The sequence below is a fragment of the Nocardia glycosmidis genome (genome assembly GCF_052545115.1).
Window position 1 is genome coordinate 248,728 of the sequence record NZ_JBQWRH010000005.1, and the last position, 20,548, is coordinate 269,275.

15 protein-coding genes are annotated in these 20,548 nt (G+C 68.6%); 10 read left to right on the forward strand and 5 right to left on the reverse strand.

Features of this window, described 5'->3' with window-relative positions; all coding sequences use genetic code 11:
* Positions 1–183 precede the first annotated feature (183 nt).
* The 5 genes from ACT86A_RS08930 to ACT86A_RS08950 all read left to right on the forward strand — a co-directional run bounded on the left by ACT86A_RS08930 (position 184) and on the right by ACT86A_RS08950 (position 6,693).
* The gene (locus tag ACT86A_RS08930; protein ID WP_445091533.1) at positions 184–1,617 is read left to right on the forward strand and encodes an AI-2E family transporter; all 1,434 of its coding nucleotides are present in this window, start codon (positions 184–186) and stop codon (positions 1,615–1,617) included.
* Positions 1,595–2,770 carry a MacS family sensor histidine kinase gene (gene macS, locus ACT86A_RS08935; protein ID WP_445091534.1) on the forward strand — a complete coding sequence of 392 codons (1,176 nt, stop codon included), beginning with the start codon at positions 1,595–1,597 and terminating at the stop codon, positions 2,768–2,770. Before ACT86A_RS08930 ends, macS begins: the two co-directional genes overlap by 23 nt.
* 85 nt (positions 2,771–2,855) lie before the next feature.
* Entirely contained in the window at positions 2,856–3,521 is a 666-nt protein-coding gene (locus ACT86A_RS08940) for a response regulator (RefSeq protein WP_445091634.1), read from the forward strand.
* 134 nt (positions 3,522–3,655) lie between these two features.
* Positions 3,656–4,300 (forward strand): DUF1707 SHOCT-like domain-containing protein, encoded by a 645-nt coding sequence (locus ACT86A_RS08945; RefSeq protein ID WP_445091635.1) that lies wholly within the window; start codon positions 3,656–3,658, stop codon positions 4,298–4,300.
* A 101-nt stretch (positions 4,301–4,401) separates the two neighbouring features.
* On the forward strand, positions 4,402–6,693 hold the full coding sequence (locus ACT86A_RS08950; RefSeq protein WP_445091535.1) for a DUF2339 domain-containing protein: 2,292 nt from the start codon (positions 4,402–4,404) through the stop codon (positions 6,691–6,693).
* A 40-nt stretch (positions 6,694–6,733) separates the two neighbouring features.
* Here ACT86A_RS08950 and ACT86A_RS08955 read toward each other — a convergent pair whose 3' ends face one another.
* The 4 genes from ACT86A_RS08955 to ACT86A_RS08970 are packed head-to-tail and all read right to left on the reverse strand — an operon-like array spanning position 6,734 to position 12,679.
* Positions 6,734–9,736: an MMPL family transporter gene (locus ACT86A_RS08955; RefSeq protein WP_445091536.1), complete on the reverse strand. Its 3,003-nt coding sequence runs from the start codon at positions 9,734–9,736 to the stop codon at positions 6,734–6,736.
* Positions 9,736–10,464, reverse strand: coding sequence for an NYN domain-containing protein (locus ACT86A_RS08960; RefSeq protein ID WP_445091537.1), 729 nt, complete (start codon positions 10,462–10,464; stop codon positions 9,736–9,738). Before ACT86A_RS08960 ends, ACT86A_RS08955 begins: the two co-directional genes overlap by 1 nt.
* Complete coding sequence (gene trmB, locus ACT86A_RS08965; RefSeq protein ID WP_445091538.1) at positions 10,461–11,273, reverse strand: tRNA (guanosine(46)-N7)-methyltransferase TrmB; 813 nt, start codon at positions 11,271–11,273, stop codon at positions 10,461–10,463. Before trmB ends, ACT86A_RS08960 begins: the two co-directional genes overlap by 4 nt.
* Positions 11,274–11,332: 59 nt before the next feature.
* Entirely contained in the window at positions 11,333–12,679 is a 1,347-nt protein-coding gene (locus ACT86A_RS08970; protein WP_445091539.1) for a lipase family protein, read from the reverse strand.
* Positions 12,680–12,825: 146 nt separating this feature from the next.
* On the opposite strand from ACT86A_RS08970, the gene ACT86A_RS08975 reads away from it, so the two are divergent.
* The 5 genes from ACT86A_RS08975 to ACT86A_RS08995 all read left to right on the forward strand — a co-directional run bounded on the left by ACT86A_RS08975 (position 12,826) and on the right by ACT86A_RS08995 (position 18,954).
* Positions 12,826–13,050, forward strand: coding sequence for a hypothetical protein (locus ACT86A_RS08975; protein ID WP_445091540.1), 225 nt, complete (start codon positions 12,826–12,828; stop codon positions 13,048–13,050).
* A gap of 87 nt (positions 13,051–13,137) precedes the next feature.
* Entirely contained in the window at positions 13,138–14,271 is a 1,134-nt protein-coding gene (locus ACT86A_RS08980; RefSeq protein WP_445091541.1) for a hypothetical protein, read from the forward strand.
* A 169-nt stretch (positions 14,272–14,440) separates the two neighbouring features.
* A complete protein-coding gene (locus ACT86A_RS08985) occupies positions 14,441–15,955 on the forward strand; it encodes a hypothetical protein (protein WP_445091542.1) in 1,515 nt (504 codons plus the stop codon).
* Between the two features lie 219 nt (positions 15,956–16,174).
* A complete protein-coding gene (locus ACT86A_RS08990; RefSeq protein ID WP_445091543.1) occupies positions 16,175–18,007 on the forward strand; it encodes a phosphoenolpyruvate carboxykinase (GTP) in 1,833 nt (610 codons plus the stop codon).
* A gap of 731 nt (positions 18,008–18,738) precedes the next feature.
* Positions 18,739–18,954 carry a hypothetical protein gene (locus ACT86A_RS08995; protein ID WP_445091544.1) on the forward strand — a complete coding sequence of 72 codons (216 nt, stop codon included), beginning with the start codon at positions 18,739–18,741 and terminating at the stop codon, positions 18,952–18,954.
* Here the strand turns inward: ACT86A_RS08995 and ACT86A_RS09000 are convergent, their stop codons facing one another.
* Positions 18,955–20,400 carry an aldehyde dehydrogenase gene (locus tag ACT86A_RS09000; protein WP_445091545.1) on the reverse strand — a complete coding sequence of 482 codons (1,446 nt, stop codon included), beginning with the start codon at positions 20,398–20,400 and terminating at the stop codon, positions 18,955–18,957.
* Positions 20,401–20,548: the final 148 nt, after the last annotated feature.

A 20,548-nucleotide genomic window follows, 5' to 3' on the forward strand; every position in this document is an offset into this window, starting at 1 on the left:
AGGGGGCGCGCGTCCAGCCATGGACGTACTGTGACTGGATTTGCTTCCAAGGGCGCCGACACGAGACCAATCTAGCGTTTCGATACGGCGGCATGTCCGGGTGCCGACTGCTGCGGCGCTGGTCCCGGCCGCGCAGCCGCCGATCGCGGACAGGGTCCGGCCATGCCGGTTAGGCTCACGGAGGTGACCGAGGCGAAGTCAAGTCGAGAGCGGAAGATCAGCCTGTCGCAGCCCGCTGCGGAGACAGTGCACCCGATCGTGCGAGTCGCGGCGGAGTGGGGGTGGCGGCTGCTGGTGCTGTTCGCGGTCGCGATCGCGCTCACGGCCATCGTGCAGAAATTGGCGACGGTGGTCATTCCGCTCGCGATCGCGCTGCTCGCGGCAGCGCTGCTCGCACCGCTGGTCGACTGGATGCAGCGATCGGGTGTGCCGCGCTCGGTGGGCGTCTTCGTCGCACTGGTCGGGTCGCTCGGCGTGGTCGCGGGCATCATGACGTTCGTTGTCGAACAGTTCGTCGCCGGTGTGCCACAGCTGTCCGACAAATTCACCGACAGCATCCATCAGATCCAGGACTGGCTGATCAATGGGCGACTGCACCTGAGCAACGAACAGATCCGCAACGCGGGCGACGCCATCGTCAAGTCCATCCAGTCCAATCAGACCAGCTTGACCAGTGGGGCGCTCACCACCGCGACCGTGATCGGCGAGTTGCTCACCGGCACTTTCCTGACCCTGTTCATCCTGATCTTCTTCCTCTACGGCGGCGACCAGATCTGGGAGTTCGTCACCAGGATCGTGCCGACGCAGCATCGCGAGCGGGTGCGTACCGCGGGGCGACTCGGGTTCGGCACGCTGGTCGGCTTCGTGCGTGCGACAGTGGTGGTCGCCGCGGTGGACGCCATCGGCATCGGCGCCGGATTGGCGATCCTCGGCGTGCCGCTGGCGCTTCCGCTGGCCTCGCTGGTGTTCATCGGCGCGTTCATCCCGATCATCGGCGCGTTTCTCGCCGGATTCATCGCGGTCTTCATCGCGCTGGTGACCAAGGGGCTCGTCACGGCCCTGATCGTGCTCGGCATCATCATCGCGGTGATGCAGCTCGAGGGCCATGTGCTGCAACCGCTGCTGCTCGGCCGGGCGGTGAGCATCCATCCCCTCGCAGTGGTGCTGGCCATCACCGCCGGTGTGGTGATCGGTGGGATCGCGGGCGGTCTGCTCGCGGTGCCGTTCGTCGCGGTGATGAACACGGCGATCCGGTCGCTGCTCGAAGGTCCCGAGGAGCTGTTCGACGAACTGCGCACCGGCGAGGACCATCGCCGGCTGTATTCGGCCGAGCCGGATCGACCCGATCCGAACCGGTTCGACGTGACGGCGACGCTGGTCGAGGCGGCGCGCAGGCAGCTCGGGGAGCGCAAAGCCACCGGGCAGCCCGCGGTCGAGCCGACCGCGGCGGAGCAGCAAACCGCGGAACCGACCGGCACCGAGCCGCCGGCGACGCAGCGGATCGCAGCGTCCGAGGAGCGCGCGGCTTCCGAGGCGTCCGATGGGCGCGCGGCTTCCGAGGAGCGGGCGGCATCCGATCAGCGCGCGGCTTCCGATGACGGCGCGGCACACTCCTGAGCTGCGCTCGGCCGATGTGGCGACCACGCCGCTGTGGCGAGCCGCCCAGGCGCTGCGGCTGGTCACGCTGCTGTACGCGGTAGGTCAGCAGATCGCCTCGGTGCCGTACTACACCAACCAGCGGTTGAGCTGGGTGCTCATCGCGCTGATGGCCGTGTGGTCGGGGGCTTCGGCGATCATGCTGTCGCAGTGGCGGTTGCCTGACGTCGCGCGGTTGCGCACGTGGGTGGTGATCGGCGATCACCTGGTGGTGATCGGGTTGATGGCGGCCACCAGGTTGGTCGCCGACTACGGCTGGTATCACGGACACCAGACGCTGCCGACCACGCTGTGGGCCACCAATGCGGTGATCGGGGCGGCGATCCTGCGCGGACCGATCGCGGGCGTGCTGTCCGGCGCGCTGATCGCCGCGGTGTCGCTGACCGTGCGCGACCAGTGGGGCCAGGACGTATGGACGGATGCGACAGTGCCGGTGCTCGTCTCGGTGGGCCTGGCTTTGGGGCTGGCCGCCGATACCGCGCGCCGCGCCCAAGATCAACTCGAACGCGCGGTGCGCCTGACCGCGGCCACCGAAGAGCGCGAACGGCTTTCCCGCGAGGTGCACGATGGCGTGCTGCAGGTGCTCAGCTACATCACCCGCCGGGGCAGTGAGATCGGCGGTCCCGCCGCGGAACTGGCTCGGCGCGCCGGCGAGCAGGAGGTGGCGCTACGGGTGCTGATCTCCGCCCAGGCCGATCACGGGGACGAAGGCGGAGCCGAGGTGGACCTGCGGCCACTGCTGGTTGCCCAGTCCACGCCGAAGGTTTCGGTGTCGGCACCGGGTGATCCGGTGCCGGTCGGGCGTTGGATGGCAAACGAGATCGCGGCGGCCGTGGCCACCGCGTTGTCCAACGCGCAGCTGCATGCCGGGCCGGATGCGAAAGCGTATGTCCTGCTGGAGGACACCGGCGACGAGCTGGTGGTCAGTGTGCGCGACGATGGTGTCGGCATCCCGCCGGGCCGGTTGGCCGAGGCGGAAGCCGAAGGGCGGATGGGCGTGTCGCGGTCGATCGTCGGGCGGATCGCGGCGCTCGGCGGCAGCGCGGATCTGCTCACCGAGATCGACGGTGGCGTCGGGTTCGGCACCGAATGGGAATTCCGGGTGCCGAGATGAGCGAGCGAATGATCGTCGCAGCCGAGGATTCGCCCGTGCCGGAGCCGAGTGCCGGTGCGGCACAGGCATGAGTGGAGACGAGCGGATGACCGACCAGGCGGCCCAAAGCATTTCGGTGATGGTGGTGGACGATCACCCGATGTGGCGCGACGGCGTCTCCCGTGATCTCACCGAGGCCGGGTTCGATGTGACGGCCACGGCCGACGGTGTCGGCGCGGCGACCAGGCGAGCCGCGGCGGTGCGACCGGACGTGGCGCTGATGGACATGCGGCTGCCCGATGGCAACGGAGCGCAGGCCACGGCCGAGGTGCTGCGCGTTTCCCCGCGGACCCGGGTGCTGGTGCTCTCGGCGTCGGCCGAGCGCGACGACGTGCTGGACGCGATCAAGGCCGGGGCCTCGGGATATCTGGTCAAGAGCGCGTCGGTGGCGGAGCTGATCGACGCTGTTCGGGCCACCGCCGCCGGTCAGGCCGTTTTCACCCCCGGCCTGGCGGGTCTGGTACTCGGCGAGTACCGCCGCATGGCGACCGCGCCGGCGGAGCCTGACGCGGCGCATCACCCGGCGCTCACCGAGCGAGAGACCGAGGTACTGCGGATGGTGGCGAAAGGACTGTCCGCCAAGCAGATCGCGGCGCGCCTTGGCCTGAGCCATCGCACGGTGGAGAATCACGTACAGGCAACGCTGCGCAAACTGCAGCTGGCGAACCGGGTCGAATTGACCCGCTACGCCATCGAACAGGGGCTCGAGTAACGCGGTGGTGGCGAAGCCGGAATAGGGGCCGGAATCGGGGATCGCCCTGATGTGCCCGGGTTCGGATGCTCGGTAACCTCGACGACATGGGCGGCCCCGAATCGGTATCCAATGTGGTCGGCGCCGGCGGCGCGGTGGGTGACCGGGAACTGCGCGTATCGGACGCGGAGCGCGAACACGTCGGTCAACTGCTACAGCGTGCGGTCGGCCTGGGCATGCTGTCGCTCGGTGAGTTCACCGAGCGGATGGACACCGCGCTCGCCGCGAAGACCCGCGGCGAACTGAACGCTGTGCTCGTCGACCTGCCCGGCGTCCGCCTGGCCGGTCAGCCCACCGCTGCGCGGGCGAGCTTCGTGAACTCCTCGCCGGCGTTCGGCAAGCCCGCCCCTCCGGTTCCTGGCTCGAACACGGCGGGCGACGTGATCCGCGCGCGCATGTCGGCGGTGAATCGGCGTGGCCCGTGGCAGGTGGTGCCGAGGCTGTATCTGAACAACTGGATGTCCGGTGTAACCCTGGACTTCACCGAGGCGATCATGTCGACCCAGGTGGTCGAGGTGAACGTCGACGACTACTGCGGTTCGGTCACGCTGATCGTGCCCGCCGAGGCCACCGTCGATCTGAACGCGCTGGAGCTGATCGGTTCGAGCGTGAACAACAAGGTCCGCACCGGACCTCCGCTCGGCCCGCTGCATGTGGTGGTGCGCGGCCGGATGAGGTTGGGTTCGGTAACCGCCAAGCATCCTTTTCTGGCGCAATGGCGCCGGTTGATGGCGCGCTGAGCCGACGCGAACGGCGCGGTGGCTGATGATCAGGTAGATCTCCGCCGTCTACAGGGGTTACTACTCATGCTCGCGCGGTTGGCGGGAACCAGCATGAAGTCATGACTACCGTTATCGATCCGGCGCTGCTCGCGCGGATCTCCCGCGAGTTCACCACCCTGGGGACGCGGCTGGGGGTGCTCGGGCACGACCTGGACCTGTTGCGCGAGCAGGTTGCGGCAGACTATGCCGCAGGTCAGGGGGTTACCGGTGAGCCGGGACGCGCGGCACCCGGCTCGGCGGGTGCTCCGAAGACGCGCGCCGGCCAGGAGTGGGCGCCCGGGTGGCCTGGGGACCCGGCGCAAAGAGGTTCGGCGCTCGGCGCTCCGGCTTCCGGCGGGCCTGATGAACCAAATCAGCGGGTTTCGGCGCCGCGCGCGACAGGCGATCCGGCGTCGGATCGGTCTACCAGGGCGCCGGTATCGGACGCGATCAGCGGTGCGGCCGAAGGTGTGTCGGGTGCGACAAGTCCCGCGGCTTTCGTGGCTGGTGGGTCCGCGGAATCGGGCCGCGTGGCTCCGGCGACCCCGAGTGCGTCGATGCCGTCGGTACCACCAGCGACACCGCCCTGGCCCGGCCATTCGCCGATGACCGGTGCACCGGTCCCCTCGCCGCAGCCCGCCTACGTGTCGCGCTTCGCCCCGTCACCGGGTGCGGGCGCGCCGTGGGCACCGACCGTGCGGGGGCCGGTGCCGCCACGTCCGCCAGTTCCGCCGCGCGCGGCCGGGCCGCGAGTGCCTCGTACGCCATGGTGGCAGCGTGACGGGGTGATCAGCCGGATTCTGGCAGTGGCGGGGGTCGCCGTGACGCTGATCGGCGTCGCGATGTTGCTGGTGCTGGCCGCGCAGGCGGGATTCTTCGGGCCGGTGCCGAGGGTTGTCGGGGGCGGTGTGTTCTCGGTGGCACTGGTAGGCGCGGGCGTGCGCGTCTTCGGACGGACCGGTGGACGGGTCGGCGGTATCGCGTTGGCCGCCACCGGCATCGCTGGCGCTTACCTCGACGTGGTCGCGCTGACGACGATCTACCACTGGCTGCATCCGGTGCTGGGACTCGCGGTCGCCTTCGGGGTCGCCGCCGCAGGCGTCGGCCTTGCGATGCGGTGGCGGTCGCAGCCGTTGGCCGTGCTGGTGGTGCTCGCCGCGGCGGCGCTGTCACCGGTGCTCACCACTCGGCTGGTGCTGTTGGCGTTCTTGATCGTGTTGCAGGTGGCCTGTGTACCGGTTCAATTGCCGCGCGACTGGCCGTATCTGCACGTGGCGCGGACGCTGCCCGCGGGATTGGCGACCTTCGTCTTTCTCGTGGGCGCGCTGGCCGGTACTCCGACGATGGGGGAGCGGGCTTGGTTGCTCGTCGCCGCAGCCGCGGTCGCGCTGGCCGGGCTCGCCGGGACGCTCATCATCGTCCGGCATCGACCCACGGACCTCACCGCCTCGCTGACGATGGCGGCGGCACTGGTCCCGATGCTGATCGCGCCCGGAATGTACGAGCAACGGATTACTGTCACGTTGGTGGCGTCGGTCACCGCCGCGGTCCTCCTGCTCGTCGCCGCGCTGCCGATCATGCCGAAACTCGGTGCGCACCTGAGGATTCCGGGCCACACCGCGGTGGTCGCGGCGGTGGCGGGCTCGATTGCCTTGCTCGAGGCGTGTGTCGGCGTGTCCGATCCGAAGACGCTGCCGATCGCTCTTCTCGTGGTGGCGCTGGTTTCTCTGGGGGTGGCCGGCGGCCAGCGGTCCCGAATCGCGGCAGGCATCGGAGCGGCTTTCGCGGTACTCGGCGGATTCACCCTACTTCAGGTAGCGGGTCCGACAGTTCTTGTCTCGCAGGATCGTTCGGCGGCGAATTTGGGCTCGGCGACCGTGCTCGGCGCGGTGCTCGCCCTCGGCGTGGTCGCGGTGGCCCTGTGGTGCGCACGCCGGCTGCCCGGCATGGCGGCAGCGGGCGAGGCGCAGTGGGTCGCCGCAAGCGTCGCGGGACTCTACGCGGTGACCGCGGCCACGGTGTCCATCGGCATCGAGACCGGTGCCAGGAACGGATTCCTCATCGGCCACAGCGTCGCGACCATCCTGTGGATGGCGGGCGCCACCGGCGCCCTCCTGTTCGGATTGCGCAGGCTCGCCGGCGCACCCGCGGTAGCCAAACTCGCCCTCGGATCCGGGTTGCTGGTCACCGCGGCCGCTTTGGCCAAACTGTTCCTCTTCGACCTGGCGACCCTGGACGGCCTCGTCCGCGTCGCCGCGTTCCTGATCGTCGGCATCCTGCTGCTGCTGGCCGGAACCCGCTACGCCCGCGCCTTCGCCGACTCCGGAACAAACAGCGACGCCGGTGATGCGGCAGCCCCCGGACGACGCTGAAGTCTTGCTTCGACCGCGCGACTGACCGAATTACCGCTGGTCACTCACGTTCGCGGCGACGAAGCAGTTCGTTCACGCTGACCGTGCGGCCCTCGTTGTCATGGTGGCGGCCCTCGGCCGGCCACGCGCTCTGACGACGGGAGGAGCGGAGTTCGGCCATCCAGTTCTCGATGCTGCTGCGGGTGGTGGTGTCCGGGCCGTTATCCGGTTCGGAAGCCGGTCCGGTCTCCGGTGCGCGATGCGCGGGACCACCGGTCTCCCACGATGGCGGCCGAGTTTCGGGCGGGGTGGCGGTGTGCTGCGGAAAATCTACGGCCGGGTCCTGCGTGACTCCCGGCAACGGCTGCGCTTGCGGCGACGGGACCGGGCGAGGCGGGGGTGTGACCGATGGGACGATGGGACGTGGGTTTTGCTCCGGGAGGGACAACGAGGGTGTGCGGGCGTCCGGCCTGTTCGGTTCCCGCGGCGTGTCAGCGGAGGAAGCCGGTCGCGGACCGGCGGCGTCATAGGTCCGCTCGGACATCGGCTGCGGATCGGCCCGGTCCGGCATAGGCGGCGCGAAGTGTGTCGCCTGCGGGACTTGCGAGATCCGCCGTGGCGGGATCGGATCACCCTGCCGTGCCGCGGATTCCGTCGCCGCGGTATGACGGCCCCTGGTGGGATCGTGCGGTGCGGGCGCCGGGGCTGTCCGCGGTGCGGGGGATGGCGGCGGCGTGCGGTCCAGCCGCCGCGTGGGCGCCTCGGCCTCGATTTCGGCGACCGTGCGCGGCTTGCGCCTGCGGGGCACCTTGTTGGCCGCGGCCACCGCGGGGATCTGCATGGTCACCGGATCGGTGATCGGCGTGGCCTTGACCAGGTCGACGAGATCGCCGCCGCCGGGGCGCTCGTCATCGAGAATCGGCTCGCCGAGGCCGACCCGCTGCTGGATGCGCTTCATCCAGGCCGGCGCCCACCAGCAGTCGTCGCCCAGCAACTTCATAGTGGCGGGCACCAGCAGCATCCGCAGGATGGTCGCATCGATCAGCAGCGCGGCGACCATGCCGTACGCCAGATACTGCATCATCACCAGATCGGAGAACGCGAACGCGCCGATCACCACCAGCAGGATGAGTGCGGCGGCGGTGATGATGCGGCCGGTCTGCGCGGTGCCGATCCGCACGGACTCGGTGGTGGAGGCGCCCTGAGCGCGCGCCTCCACCATGCGCGAGAGCAGGAATACCTCGTAGTCGATCGACAGGCCGTACACCACCGCGATGATCAGCACCAGGATCGGCGACATAATCGGTTGCGGGGTGAAGTTCAACAGTGTCGCGCCGTGACCGTCGATGAAGATCCAGGTCAGGATGCCGAGTGTGGCGCCGAGGCCGAGGGCGCTCATCAGCGCGGCCTTGATGGGCAATACCAGCGAGCCGAAGGTGAGGAACATCAGCAGCGTGGTGATGAACAGCACCAGCGCGATCATCATCGGCATGCGATCGAGCAGTGCGTCGATGCTGTCCCTGGTTATCGCGGGCGTGCCGCCGACGTACATCTGCACGTCATCGGGCAATTCCAGCGACCGCAGATAGTCGATGGTCGGGTTGTAGTTCTCCGAATCGGACAGCGTTGCGCTGGTCTTGTAGACATTCGGGTCGGTGGTGGACCGAGATGGCACACCGAACTGCCCGGTGATTCCCGGCGCGCTGTTGGCCTCTTTCCACACCTTGCCGACGTTGTCGCTGTTGGCCGAGACGAATACCAGATTGATCGGGTCGGTCTTGCGCAGCGGGAAGATTTCGTCGAAGTGCTGCTGCGCGAGCCGGGTCGGGTTATCCGGCGGCAGGTAGCGTTCGTTGATACCGCCGAAGGTCAGATTTTTCACCGGAATGATGAGCAGCAGCAGGCCGATCGCGATCGGGATGGCGATCTTGAGCGGATGCCGCATGACCCAGCGAGTGGAGCGGCCCCACAAGCCGTTCTCCACCTCTTCGGCGGTTTTCGTTTTGCGGAATTGCTTGAGCCCCAACCAGTCCACGCGCTTGCCGAGAATGCCCAGCATGGCGGGCAGAATGGTGATGGAGGTCAGCGCGGCGAGCGTGACTGTCGCGATAGCGCCGTAGGCGATCGATTTCAGGAAGGCCTGCGGGAAAAGCAGCAGGCCCGACAGACTGGCGACGATCATGGTCGCGGAGAACACGACGGTGCGCCCCGCGGTCATCACCGATCGGCGCACGGCGGACCCGGTGTCATAGCCTTCGGCGATTTCTTCCCGGAAGCGGCTGACGATGAACAGGCCGTAGTCGATGGCCAAGCCCAGGCCGATCATGCTGACGATGTTCCCGACGAACGAGCTCACCTCGGTGAATCTGGTCAGCAACATGATGATGCCGTTGGCGCCGATGACCGTCAGGCCGCCGACGACCAGCGGCATTCCGGCTGCGACAAGGCCGCCGAAGATGAAGAACAGCAGAACCGCGACGGCCGGGAAAGCGATGAGTTCCATGCGCTTGGCGTCGTGGGCGATGGTGTCGTTGAGAGTGCCCGCGACGGCCTGCAATCCGGCGACCTGGACGTCGATACCCGGAATATTGAAGGAGTCCCGCACCTTCCGGTAGTTGCGCACCATATCGGTGTCGTTATCGCCTCGGATGGCTATCGCGGCGAAGGTGTACTTCTTGTCCTTCGACCCGAACAGCGAAGGCTGCGCCGGTCCGGTCTTGGTCTGCCAGTAGGCGCCGTTGACCTTGGTGATCTCGTTCGGATATTCCTCGGGCAGCCGGTTGAGGTTGTCGAGGATCTTTTGCTTGAACTCCGGGTCATCGATGGTCTTGCCCGCGGGCGCGGCGTACAGCACCAGCACATCGCTGCTGTGGTCGCGTCCGAAGGAGGAGTCGGCCAGCCGCGCCGCCTGAGTGGACTGGGACGTGGGATCGTCGAACCCACCGGAGCTGAGACGGTCCTCCACGCCGAGGCCGTAATAGCCCAATGCCAACAGGGCCGCGGCCACGACGCCGACGACGGCGAAGCGCAGACGGTAAACCAGATCGCCCCAGCGTGTGAACACTAAGCGACTCCTTGCGCGGGGCGAGAGGTGAGCAGTGCCGACAGCGGCCGGAACGGCTGCAGCCAGGCACCCTCGTCGGGCAGCGATTCGAGGCTGACCCGGGGCAGTGGTTCACGGAATACGCCCGGGATGTCCTCGAGGTCGATGAATTCGAGGGTATCCGATGTGACGGCCCAACTCGCGTGCTCGCGGAAGCCGAGCACTTGCACCGGTATGCCCTTGGCGGCGAGTTCTTCCAGCGGTTCGCGGAAGGCCTGGCCGTCGGCCGACGCGACCATGATGCCGGCCAAGCCCGCGCCACGGCTGCGTAGCGCGATATGCGCCAGCATGTCGGCGTCGACATCGGAGTCGTCGTCGATCTTGGGTTTGGCGAAGACCGCGTACCCGACGTTGCGCAGCGCCTCGACCCACGGCCGCACCACGTCGGCGGTACCGGGCGCGATGTTCGTGAAGACGGTCGCCTCCGGTTCGATGCGGCGCCCGCTGCCCACCGACAACGCGGCGGTTCTGGCCAGCAGCCAGCGGCCGAGGGCGTCGAAACGCGGGCGGTAGGCAGCGGTCGGCCGCCCGCCCAGGATGGCGCCGAGGCCCATGTCGAGGTTGGGGGCGTCCCAGACCAGCAAGACCCGGCGCACGTCCGCCGCTGCACCGCCCAGGCCTTCGACTCCGCTGCCGTGCACCTCTGCGGCAACATCGACCACCTCATGGGCCATCTCACTGACGCTCATCGGTCGATCTTCCCCCATATGAGCTCCGTGATGGCGCTACCGGCGCGATGCGCCTTGCCTTCGAATTTCGTGACCGGCCGTTCGAACCCGATCGGCGCGGTCGCCCGATGCTGTGCGCTGTCGCCGCCCGTGGTCTCGTTCAACCCTTTGAGCAGCGGCTCTGCCATGCCGACCTGATGAATGTGCTCGGCGTAGTCGGCGTGGTCGGTGGCGACGTGCAAGACACCGCCCGGCTGGAGCCGGCTGGCGATCAGTGCCAACGTCGCGGGTTGCAGCAGCCGCCGCTTGTGATGGCGCGCCTTGGGCCACGGGTCGGGAAAGAACACTCGGACGCCGGTCAGCGACTCGGGAGCAATCATGCTCTCCAGGACGTCGACCGCGTCGCCGCGCAGCAGCCGGATGTTCTCGATACCTTCGCGCTCGACGCGCTGCACCAGCTGCGCGAGGCCGGGCTGATAGACCTCGATGCCGATCAGGTTCAGCTGCGGTTCGGCTTGCGCCATGGCGGCGGTCGCCGTGCCGGTGCCGCAGCCGATTTCGATGACCAGCGGCGCGTCACGGCCGAACCAGGCGGTCGCGTCCAGCCGCTCGTCGGCGACCTCGCGGCCGATCGTCGGCCACATCCGGTCCCAGGATTGCTGCTGGGTCGCGGTCAGCGCGCCCCTGCGCGACCGGAAGCTCGTGACTCTGGGGTAGAGGCGGGAGCCGGTCTTGGGCCGAGGTCCGCTTTCGGCCGCCGCCGAAACTGTGGACGGCGGGCCCGGAACTGACTCGGCAGTATGGTTGGCGGCGTCGTTCACGGAGTCCATTGTCCAGCATCCGCCGATCCGCGCGGCAGGCGGTTGTGCACGGGCCGCTGAGCGGGAGGTCAAGCGGCGCGCGCGGGCGCGATCCGGGACACGATCGGTTGCTGCTGGCGCAGCGGACGGCCGAGCGCGACCTTGGCGGCGGTCACCGCCATCTCCAGCAGGCCCCGCACGCCCGACGGCGAAGCCGCGACCGACCACACCGTCGTGTCGCCGACGTCGCTCACCGGTTGCCCGGCGAACCGGTCGGCCAGCCAGTCCAGGCTGATCGGAGTCGACAGCGGCAGTAGCGAGAGGTGTTCGCTGAGCCGGTCACGCACGTAGGTGACGGCCGCTCCGCCGCGGCGGTACCGCTCCACTTGGCCGTCGACGGCAGCGACGTGGATGATTTGATCGTGCACCGGCTGCACCACGAGCAGTGGGCAGCCCGGGGTCGCGTTGCCGAGGCGCAGATCATCGAACATCGCGGTCAGTTCCGGCGTGTCGAGTACCTCGGCGAGCGGGCGGCTGAGGAAGTCGTCCATTTTCTTGTGGGCGAGCCCGATGACCGCGCCGGCCGGTGTCGCGTTCTCCGCGTGCACCACGAACCGGTGGCCTTCGGGGCTGAGCTCATGGTCGATCAGCTTGCTCAGCGCGGGATACAGCCGGCGCAGGGCGGCTATCACGATCGCGGGCAGGCCCGCGTAGGCGCTGCCGTTGAGCCGGTCGAATATCTGGCGGGGGTCGCCGACCGGAGCGCCGAGCACCGCACCGACGATATCGAGTTCCGGGGCGTAGGTGGGTGCCATCTCGACCGCCCACGAGCTGGCCATGCCGCCGCCGGAGTAGCCCCACACCGCGACCCGGGTGTCGGGGCCGAGGCCGAGCGGGGCGAATCGCAGCGCGGCGCGGATGCCGTCGAGCGCGCGGTAGCCGGGTTCGCGCGGGGCGCCGAAGTTTCCGTGCGGGCCCTCGTGGTCGGCGATGCTGACCGCCCAGCCGCGCCGCAGCGCATTCGCGACCAGCAGCCATTCGACCTGGGTGATCGAGCCGAGCGCACGGGCGCCGTGGCGCAGCGCGTAGGACGGCGAACATTTCTCGGTCACCGCGTCCATCGCGGTCTGGAAGGCCAGCAGTGGTCGCTGCTCATCCGGCTGCGCGCCGGCCGGAAGCAGGACCGTGGTGATCGCCGCCTCCGGGGCGCCGTGCAGGTCACAGCTGCGGTACAGCAGCTGCCAGGCCGAGACTCGCTGTGGGACGAGTCCGAACAGTGCCACTTCGATCTTCCTGCTGCGCAGGATGGTGCCGGGTGCCTTGGCCGCGAATCCCTTCGGCGGCCGGTGGAACGGGTCCGCGCTCGGCAGCAAGGGCTTGCGGTCTCCGGAGCAGTCGGGGTCTGGGGCGGCGGCGCTGAAGACTTCCGCGGTCATGACACCTCCTCAGCGTTGATAGGCCTGAATCCGAAGCGTTATACAAAAGTCGCGTTTTGATAACGACGCCAACCATAGAAGGGTATATGAGCGGTGACGAGTCTGGAAACCCCTGGATGACAGACCGGATTCCTGGAATTCCCGGCATGAGCGGACCGGAAGTTTTGGTCAGCCGCGTTCGTTCATCCGCATTCGTCAGCTGGGTTCGTTACCTGACCGCCGATGATGTCCCCGCTGGGATCTGGGGCGGCCGAACGCAGGCGAAGCCGCCTGCCGGGGCGCATTGCGAGATCGGCGCGCCGGCCGAAATGTTGAAGGTGCTGACCGTCGTCGCGAAATACACCGTCGAACCGGGCGGGGGCGGACCGTGACCATGTCCTTGCGCGGCGGCTGAACGGTCGAGCCGGTCCGGTGACCGGACTTCTGACAGAATTGCGCACCGAGCAAGGGGGTGCAGTATGCCGACAGCCGCCGAATCCGATGGGCCACTGCGTGGGCGGGGCGTACCCGCGCCCGACCATGATCAGCTCGACAAGCTGCTCGCCGAACTGCGTTTCGGCGCTGGGCGGGACCCGCAGATCGGCTACGCCGCCGCGGCGGCGGTCAGCGCCTGGCGCAAACCGCCGCGGATCCAGGTGACCGGACGTGCGCACGCGGGACGGACCACGGTGCTGCACGCGCTCGCGCTCATGTCCGCGGTGGAGACCGATCCCGTGGACGAGCCGGGGGCGCCCGATCCGGAACTCGACGCCGACATCGTCGTCTACGTGCTGTCCGCCGCGCCGACATCCGCCGACCGCAGGGTCTTGGCCACACTGCCGCCGGCGCACACGGTCGTGGCGTTGAACAAGGCCGACGCGATCGGCTCCCGCTGGGGCGACGCGGTCACGGCGGCCGAACAATACGGCAGGCAGCTGCGGGTTCCGGTTGTTCCGGTGGTCGCGTCGCTGGCGGCGCGCACCAGGGCGGGCTCGATGACCGACGCGGACCTGGCCGTATTGCGCAAGCTCGCCACCGAGGCGGACCCCGCGCTGGTGCTGTCGCCGGATCTGTTCGTCGCGCCGGGCCCGGATGTCGCCGCGCGCGAGCAGTTGTTGCAGCGCTGGGACCTCTACGGCGTGGTCTGCGCCTGCACCGCGCTGCGCCACGATCGGGAACTCGCGCCGCAGGCGCTGCTGCAGATCCTGCATGCCGCGAGCGGTATCGACGCACTGCACCGGCTGCTGCACCGCCGCTACGAGCAGGTTTCCGCGCTACGCGGCGGCGAGTTCCTGGACGAACTGGCCCGGCTCGCCGCCCGCGCGGTCCCCGAGCAGGGCGGCCGTGCCCGCGACCTCTTGGAGGCATATCTCTACGGTGACGATGCGCTGTGGCTCGGGCTCTGTGCGGGCTTGGCGCGACCAGAGGTCACCCACCTGGCCGCGGGGTATCCCGCTGCGGCGCCCTCGGACGCCGATGACGCGATGACCCGCGCCGCCCGGTGGCGCGCCGTCGTCACCAGCGACATGCCCCCGGCGGCCCGCCGCGCTGCCCTGCGCGTGCACAACGGATACGTCCGGCTATGGGAACGGATGAGCAGTGCCGGACTCTGAGCCCTCGCGATCACCGACGAACAGCCCCGCGACCCGCGCCGGCACGCCTGGTTCGTCCTCGGCGAGAGCGCTGACGGCCACTTCCGGCACGGCAGGTCCGGCGTCGGGCGCCGCGAGCGCAGGCGGCCGAACATCCGGCACCGGCGCGTCGGCCGACGGTGAACCCGCAGTGACCTCCGCACTCGTGGTCCCCCTGTCGCCTGAGGTCGAGGCGGTGGTGACGCGATGGAATCCACAGGGTTCGGCGCTGTTGCGTGCGGTGCAGGGCTCCAGCGCCGCGACGGCGGTCACGGTGATCGGTCCCGACGATGTCAACACCACCCTGCTGCGGACCGAGCTGGCCCGGTTCGAACCGCGAGTCATGCTGTCCGAGCCGATCGCCGACGCGAGTGCGGTCGTGGAGACGACCTCCCCGTCCGCGCCGTCGGCGCTGGCGCTGGTTCTGCTCGACGCGGGCACCACCATCGGCGCGGACCTGCTGGCGGCGATCGGCAGGATGCGCACGGACGGGACGCGCGTGCTGCTGGCTTTGAACGGCATCCATGCCCACCGGGACTGGCGTGCGGTGCGGGCGCGGAATCTGGCCCTGCTGGCCGCGGAGGGCGTCGTCGATCTGGACATCCTGCCGGTCTCGGCTCGGCTGGCGGCGGCAGCCCGCACGGCGGGGGACACGGGGTTGCTGGATCGCTCCGGGCTCGGCGCGCTGCACGTACAGCTGACCGCGGCGGGCTCGGGCGTCGCCGAGCGGGCCGGTGACCGGTTGGCGGCGGTCACCGAGCGAGTCATGGTCGATTCGCGTCGGCGAGTGTTCGAGCAGGTGGCGGCGCTGCGCTCGGGTGTCGAACCGACCCGGCTCCGCGAGGAACGCGCGGTGTTGCTCGCCGGTCGCGACGGCGGCCGGGCCGCCGCGATGTCCACCCTGCGCGGCCAGTTGCAGCTGGTCCGAGTGGACCTGATGACCGATCTCGGCGCGCGGATTCGCGCAGTGCACACCGGCGCTCGCGCCGAGTTGGATCGAATGCGCCGCGCCGATCTGCGCGGCTACCCCGACCGGCTCCAGCAGGCCGTGATCGAGTTGACCGGCGCTGTCGACCACGCCATCGACCATCGCGTGGCCGAACTCGGTGGGCGAATCGAGGGCGCGGACCGGTCACCGCGGCGGCGGGATCCGGCTCCGCGGGTGGGTCCGGATCCGGAGCCGAGACACCGGGGTGTCGAAGATCACCTGATGATCGCGCTCGGTGCTTCGGCGGGTGTCGGCCTCGGTCGGCTGCTGGTTGCTCCGCTGTCGCTGGTGCCCGCACTCGAGGTCGCGAGCTTCCCGGTCGCCCTGCTCCTCGGTGGTGGCGCCGCCGCCTGGGTGGTGCGTGCCCGCGGGCAGTTGGCCGATCGGGCGCACCTGCGGCAGTGGCTGGCTGACGCCCTGGTCAATGTGAAAGCCCAGCTCGAGCAGCGAGTGGCGATCGCGCTCGTGGAAACCGAGACCATCTTGGCCGACCGCGTGGTGCAGGCAAGCACTGCGCGAATGATCGACACCGATCGTCGGGTCGCCGAACTGGAGGTGAAGCTGCGCCGACTGGTGGCCGAACAGCCGGGGCGGCTCGCCGCGTGCGAGCGAGATATCCGGATCCTCGATCGCTGGATCTCACCTGTGGAAACGAGCGGCCGATCGGGTACACAGTGATGAACCCGATGCCGTACCAGTGGTCACATGGCGTTAACCTCTATGCAGGAACTTAGGGCGTCCGCTGAGGCCTGATCTGCCGCCCGGCTGGGTTGCGCTATCGACCGGCCGGAGCGGGCGCCTTCCCGCCAACGGTGGCGCTGGGTGCGTTCGCGCTGGTCATGGGCCTTGGGCCAGGCGGCGAAGCATCGAGCGGCCGCCCATCTCAGGAGAGTTTTCATGACGTCAGCGACCATTCCTGGTCTTCGTGGATCCGACGGCACGGCGCCGACCGAGCACAGCGAACTGCTCGCCTGGGTACAAGAAGTCGCCGAACTCACCCAGCCGGATCGCGTGGTGTGGGCGGACGGCTCGGACGCGGAGTGGGACCGGCTGACCGAGCAGCTCGTCGCCGCGGGAACGTTCCAGCGGCTGGATGAGAAGAAGAAGCCGAACTCCTTCCTCGCCCTCTCCGACCCCTCCGACGTGGCCCGGGTGGAGTCCCGCACGTTCATCTGTTCGAAGACCGAGGCCGACGCGGGTCCGACCAACAACTGGGTCGACCCCGCCGAGATGCGCGCCACGATGACCGAGCTGTACCGCGGATCGATGCGCGGACGCACCATGTATGTGGTGCCGTTCTGCATGGGTCCGCTCGGCGCCGACGACCCGAAGCTGGGCGTGGAGATCACCGACTCCGAATACGTCGTCGTGTCGATGCGCGTGATGACCCGGATGGGTGCCGCCGCGCTGGACAAGCTGGGTGCCGACCGGCCGTTCGTGAAGGCGCTGCACTCCGTGGGCGCGCCGCTGGCCGAGGGCCAGGCCGACGTGCCCTGGCCGTGCAACGACACCAAGTACATCACCCATTTCCCCGAGGACCGCGAGATCTGGAGCTACGGCTCCGGCTACGGCGGCAACGCGTTGCTCGGCAAGAAGTGCTACTCGCTGCGGATCGCCTCGGCGATGGCCCACGATGAGGGCTGGCTGGCCGAGCACATGCTGATCCTCAAGCTGATCTCCCCGGAGAACAAGGCCTACTACGTCGCGGCCGCGTTCCCGAGCGCCTGCGGCAAGACCAACCTCGCGATGATCCAGCCGACCGTGCCGGGCTGGCGCGCCGAGACCCTGGGTGACGACATCGCCTGGATGCGCTTCGGCGAGGATGGCCGCCTCTACGCGGTGAACCCGGAGTACGGCTTCTTCGGCGTCGCGCCGGGCACCAACCGCAGCTCGAACCCCAACGCGATGGCCACCATGGATGCGGGCAACACCGTCTACACCAATGTCGCGCTGACCGACCACAACGACGTGTGGTGGGAGGGCCTGGAGGGCGAGCCCGATCACTTGATCGACTGGAAGGGCAACGACTGGTACCTGCGGGAGACCGAGACGCTGGCCGCCCATCCGAACTCGCGCTACTGCACGCCGATGGCGCAATGCCCGATCCTGGCCCCCGAATGGGACGACCCGCAGGGTGTGCCGATTTCGGCGATCCTGTTCGGCGGCCGCCGCAAGACCACGGTTCCGCTGGTCACCGAATCCTTCGACTGGCAGCACGGCGTGTTCATGGGCGCGACGCTGTCCTCCGAGCAGACCGCCGCGGCCGAAGGCAAGGTCGGCACGGTGCGCCGCGACCCGATGGCGATGCTTCCGTTCATGGGCTACCACGTCGGTGACTACCTGGGCCACTGGATCAACGTGGGCAAGAACGCCGACGCCGCCAAGCTGCCGAAGATCTTCTACGTCAACTGGTTCCGCCGCGGCGCCGACGGCCGCTTCCTGTGGCCGGGCTTCGGGGAGAACTCTCGCGTGCTGGAGTGGATCATCGGCCGCATCGAGGGTTCCGCCGAAGCGGAGGCAACCGCGATCGGCAATGTGCCGACCGCCGCGCAGCTCGATCTGGATGGTCTGGACGTCGACACCGACGACGTCGACGAGGCGCTCGCGGTGAATGTCGAGGAGTGGCGCAAAGAGATTCCGCTGATCGAAGAGTGGTTCGAGTTCGTGGGCGACAAGCTGCCTTCCGGCGTGCGCGACGAGTTCGAGGCGCTGAAGCAGCGTCTGAGCTGACCCTGCACCGAAAGTGGCATCGCCCGCACCATCTGTCCGATGGTGCGGGCGTTTTGCTTGTGCGCCAAGAACTTTCCGCATCCCGAGGGGGCTTCGCGGTGGCGCCACAACTGCGGTGCAGGCTCGACTCCCAGTGCGGGGCACGTGCCCGTGCGGAACAGGTGGCCAAGGTACTGCGGGAGGCCGGAGTCACGATTCGGCCGAGGGGCCGCGAACGCGTCCACAAGAGATGCCTTGCCCGCACGCGCTCTTCTACTAGAAGCTACTCGTTTGCCCGTTGAAGTCGCCGCGGTGAAGGCGGGATTCGGAAGCGTCTCCGGCCCGCGGGTCCACCTGCATGCGACAAGTGCCGTCCCGCTCGCAGATCGTCGGTCATTCAATCGGTCACTGCGGCTCTGCGTCGGGTGGGCGCGAATCATGTTGCGGTGCGGTCGGATCGGATGTGTACCGGAAGGCATTGGCGCGCAGCGTGTCAGCGTGGTCCGCGAGCGCCGTACCCAGGATTGTGAATCAACCCGCGACAGTAAGTTTATCGACTCGCGCAAAAGGGTAAGTCCTTTTCGGGAGAGATCCCCGGTGTCATCGCTTATGCTCGACGTATTCTTCCCGCTGCGCACACCAGCCTGAAAACCAGCGGTTAACTGATCGACTGACCTACTTCCCTATCGGCGTCGGACCCGCGATACCCGCGGCGGACGGCGGGATCGAGGCGCGAGAGAGGCGGTTGGAGCATGGCCGATTTGAAGGCCGATCTGAAGAGAACGGCGTCCATCACCCCGTTGGGTGCCGGATTCGAGTTGGCGACCGCCAGCACCCCGCTGCGCCGGGTCGCGGGACGGCTGCGGTCGGTACTGCCGCCAGGGTGGCGGGTAGAGATCGTCGACGCGCCACACTCGCTGTACGGCGACCGCGCGCCCGTACTCCGGGTGGTCATGCCGCCCGACTGATCATCCGGTCCAGCCGAGCGGCATCAGCAGCGATTTCTGCTCGCAAAATGAATCGAGCCCCTCCGGGCCGTTCTCCCGTCCGAGCCCGGAAGCTTTGTAGCCGCCGAACGGCGAACTCGGGTCGAACGCATACCAATTGATCGCATAGGTGCCGGTGCGCACCCGTGCGGCGATCTCGGCGCCGTGCTCGATGTCGGTGGTCCACACCGAACCCGCGAGGCCGTAGATCGAGTCGTTGGCGATGGCGACGGCCTCGTCCTCGGTCTCGTACGGGATGACCGACAGCACCGGACCGAAGATCTCTTCCTGAGCGATAGTGGACTTGTTGTCCACGTCGGCGAAGATCGTGGGCTCGACGAACCAGCCGCGATCCAGACCCTCGGGCCGGCCGCCGCCGAGCACCAGCCGTGCCCCTTCGGCCTTGCCCTTGGCGATGTATCCCTCCACCCGATCGCGCTGGCGTTCGGAGATCAGCGGGCCCAACTGCACGCTCGGGTCGATCGGGTCGCCCACCTTCATCGTCCGCACGTGCTCGACCAGCGCTTCCAGGATCTCGTCGTACCGGCTGCGCGGGGCGAGAATACGCGTCTGCGCGACGCAGCCCTGCCCGCTGTTCATCAGGCCGGAGAACGCGAGAACCGGGATACTGGTCGCGATATCCATGTCGGGCAACAGAATTGCCGCGGACTTGCCGCCCAGTTCGAGCGAGACGCTCTTGAGCTGTCCGGCGGCGATCGCGCCGATCCGCTTGCCCACCGCGGTGCTTCCGGTGAAGGTCACCTTGTCCACGCCCGGGTGCGAGACGAGGTACTCGGCCGCGTCGGGCTCGGCAGGCAGCACCGACAGCACGCCTTCGGGCACTCCGGCCTCGGTGAAGATGTCCGCCAGCAGATTGGCTGTGATCGGGGTCAGCGGGGCGGGCTTCAGCACCACGGTGCAACCGGCCAGCAGGGCGGGAGCCAGCTTGTTGGCCGCGAGGAACAGCGGGACGTTCCACGCGGTCACCGCCGCGACGACGCCGCGTGGCTCACGGGTCACCCGCGTGGTGCCGAATCCGCCGACCCGCGTCTCGCGCCACGGGAACGACGCGGCCAGGGCCGCGCAAGCGTCCACAGCCGCGACCGCGGGGATCTGGTTCAACGTCATGGCGATCAGCTGCGGCGCGCCGACCTCGGCGGTCAACGCGGCGAGTAGATCGGCGGAATGCTGCTCGATCAGTCGTGCGGCTCTGGTGAGCACCGCGGCCCGCTCCTGCGGCGATGTGGCGGGCCACGGGCCGTGGTCGAAGGCATGCCTGGCCGCGGCGACCGCGGCGTCGACGTCGACCCGGCTCACCGCGGGGACACTGCCCACCGGTTCGACCGTGACCGGCGAGACGACCTGGACGCGCTCGGCGGTGGCCGGCGCGGTCCAATGGCCGCCGATGAACAGGCTGTCGTAGTGCATGAGAACACGTTACAGTTTTATGCCATTCCTGTCTGCCGTCCGGCCTGATTTTCCCGCTGCCCGGCGCGCTGGTCGAGGTGAATTCGTACCTCTCGGTTCGCTTTTCGTAAAACGCACTATTGCGTTCTGTTGCTGGAAAGGTCATGCT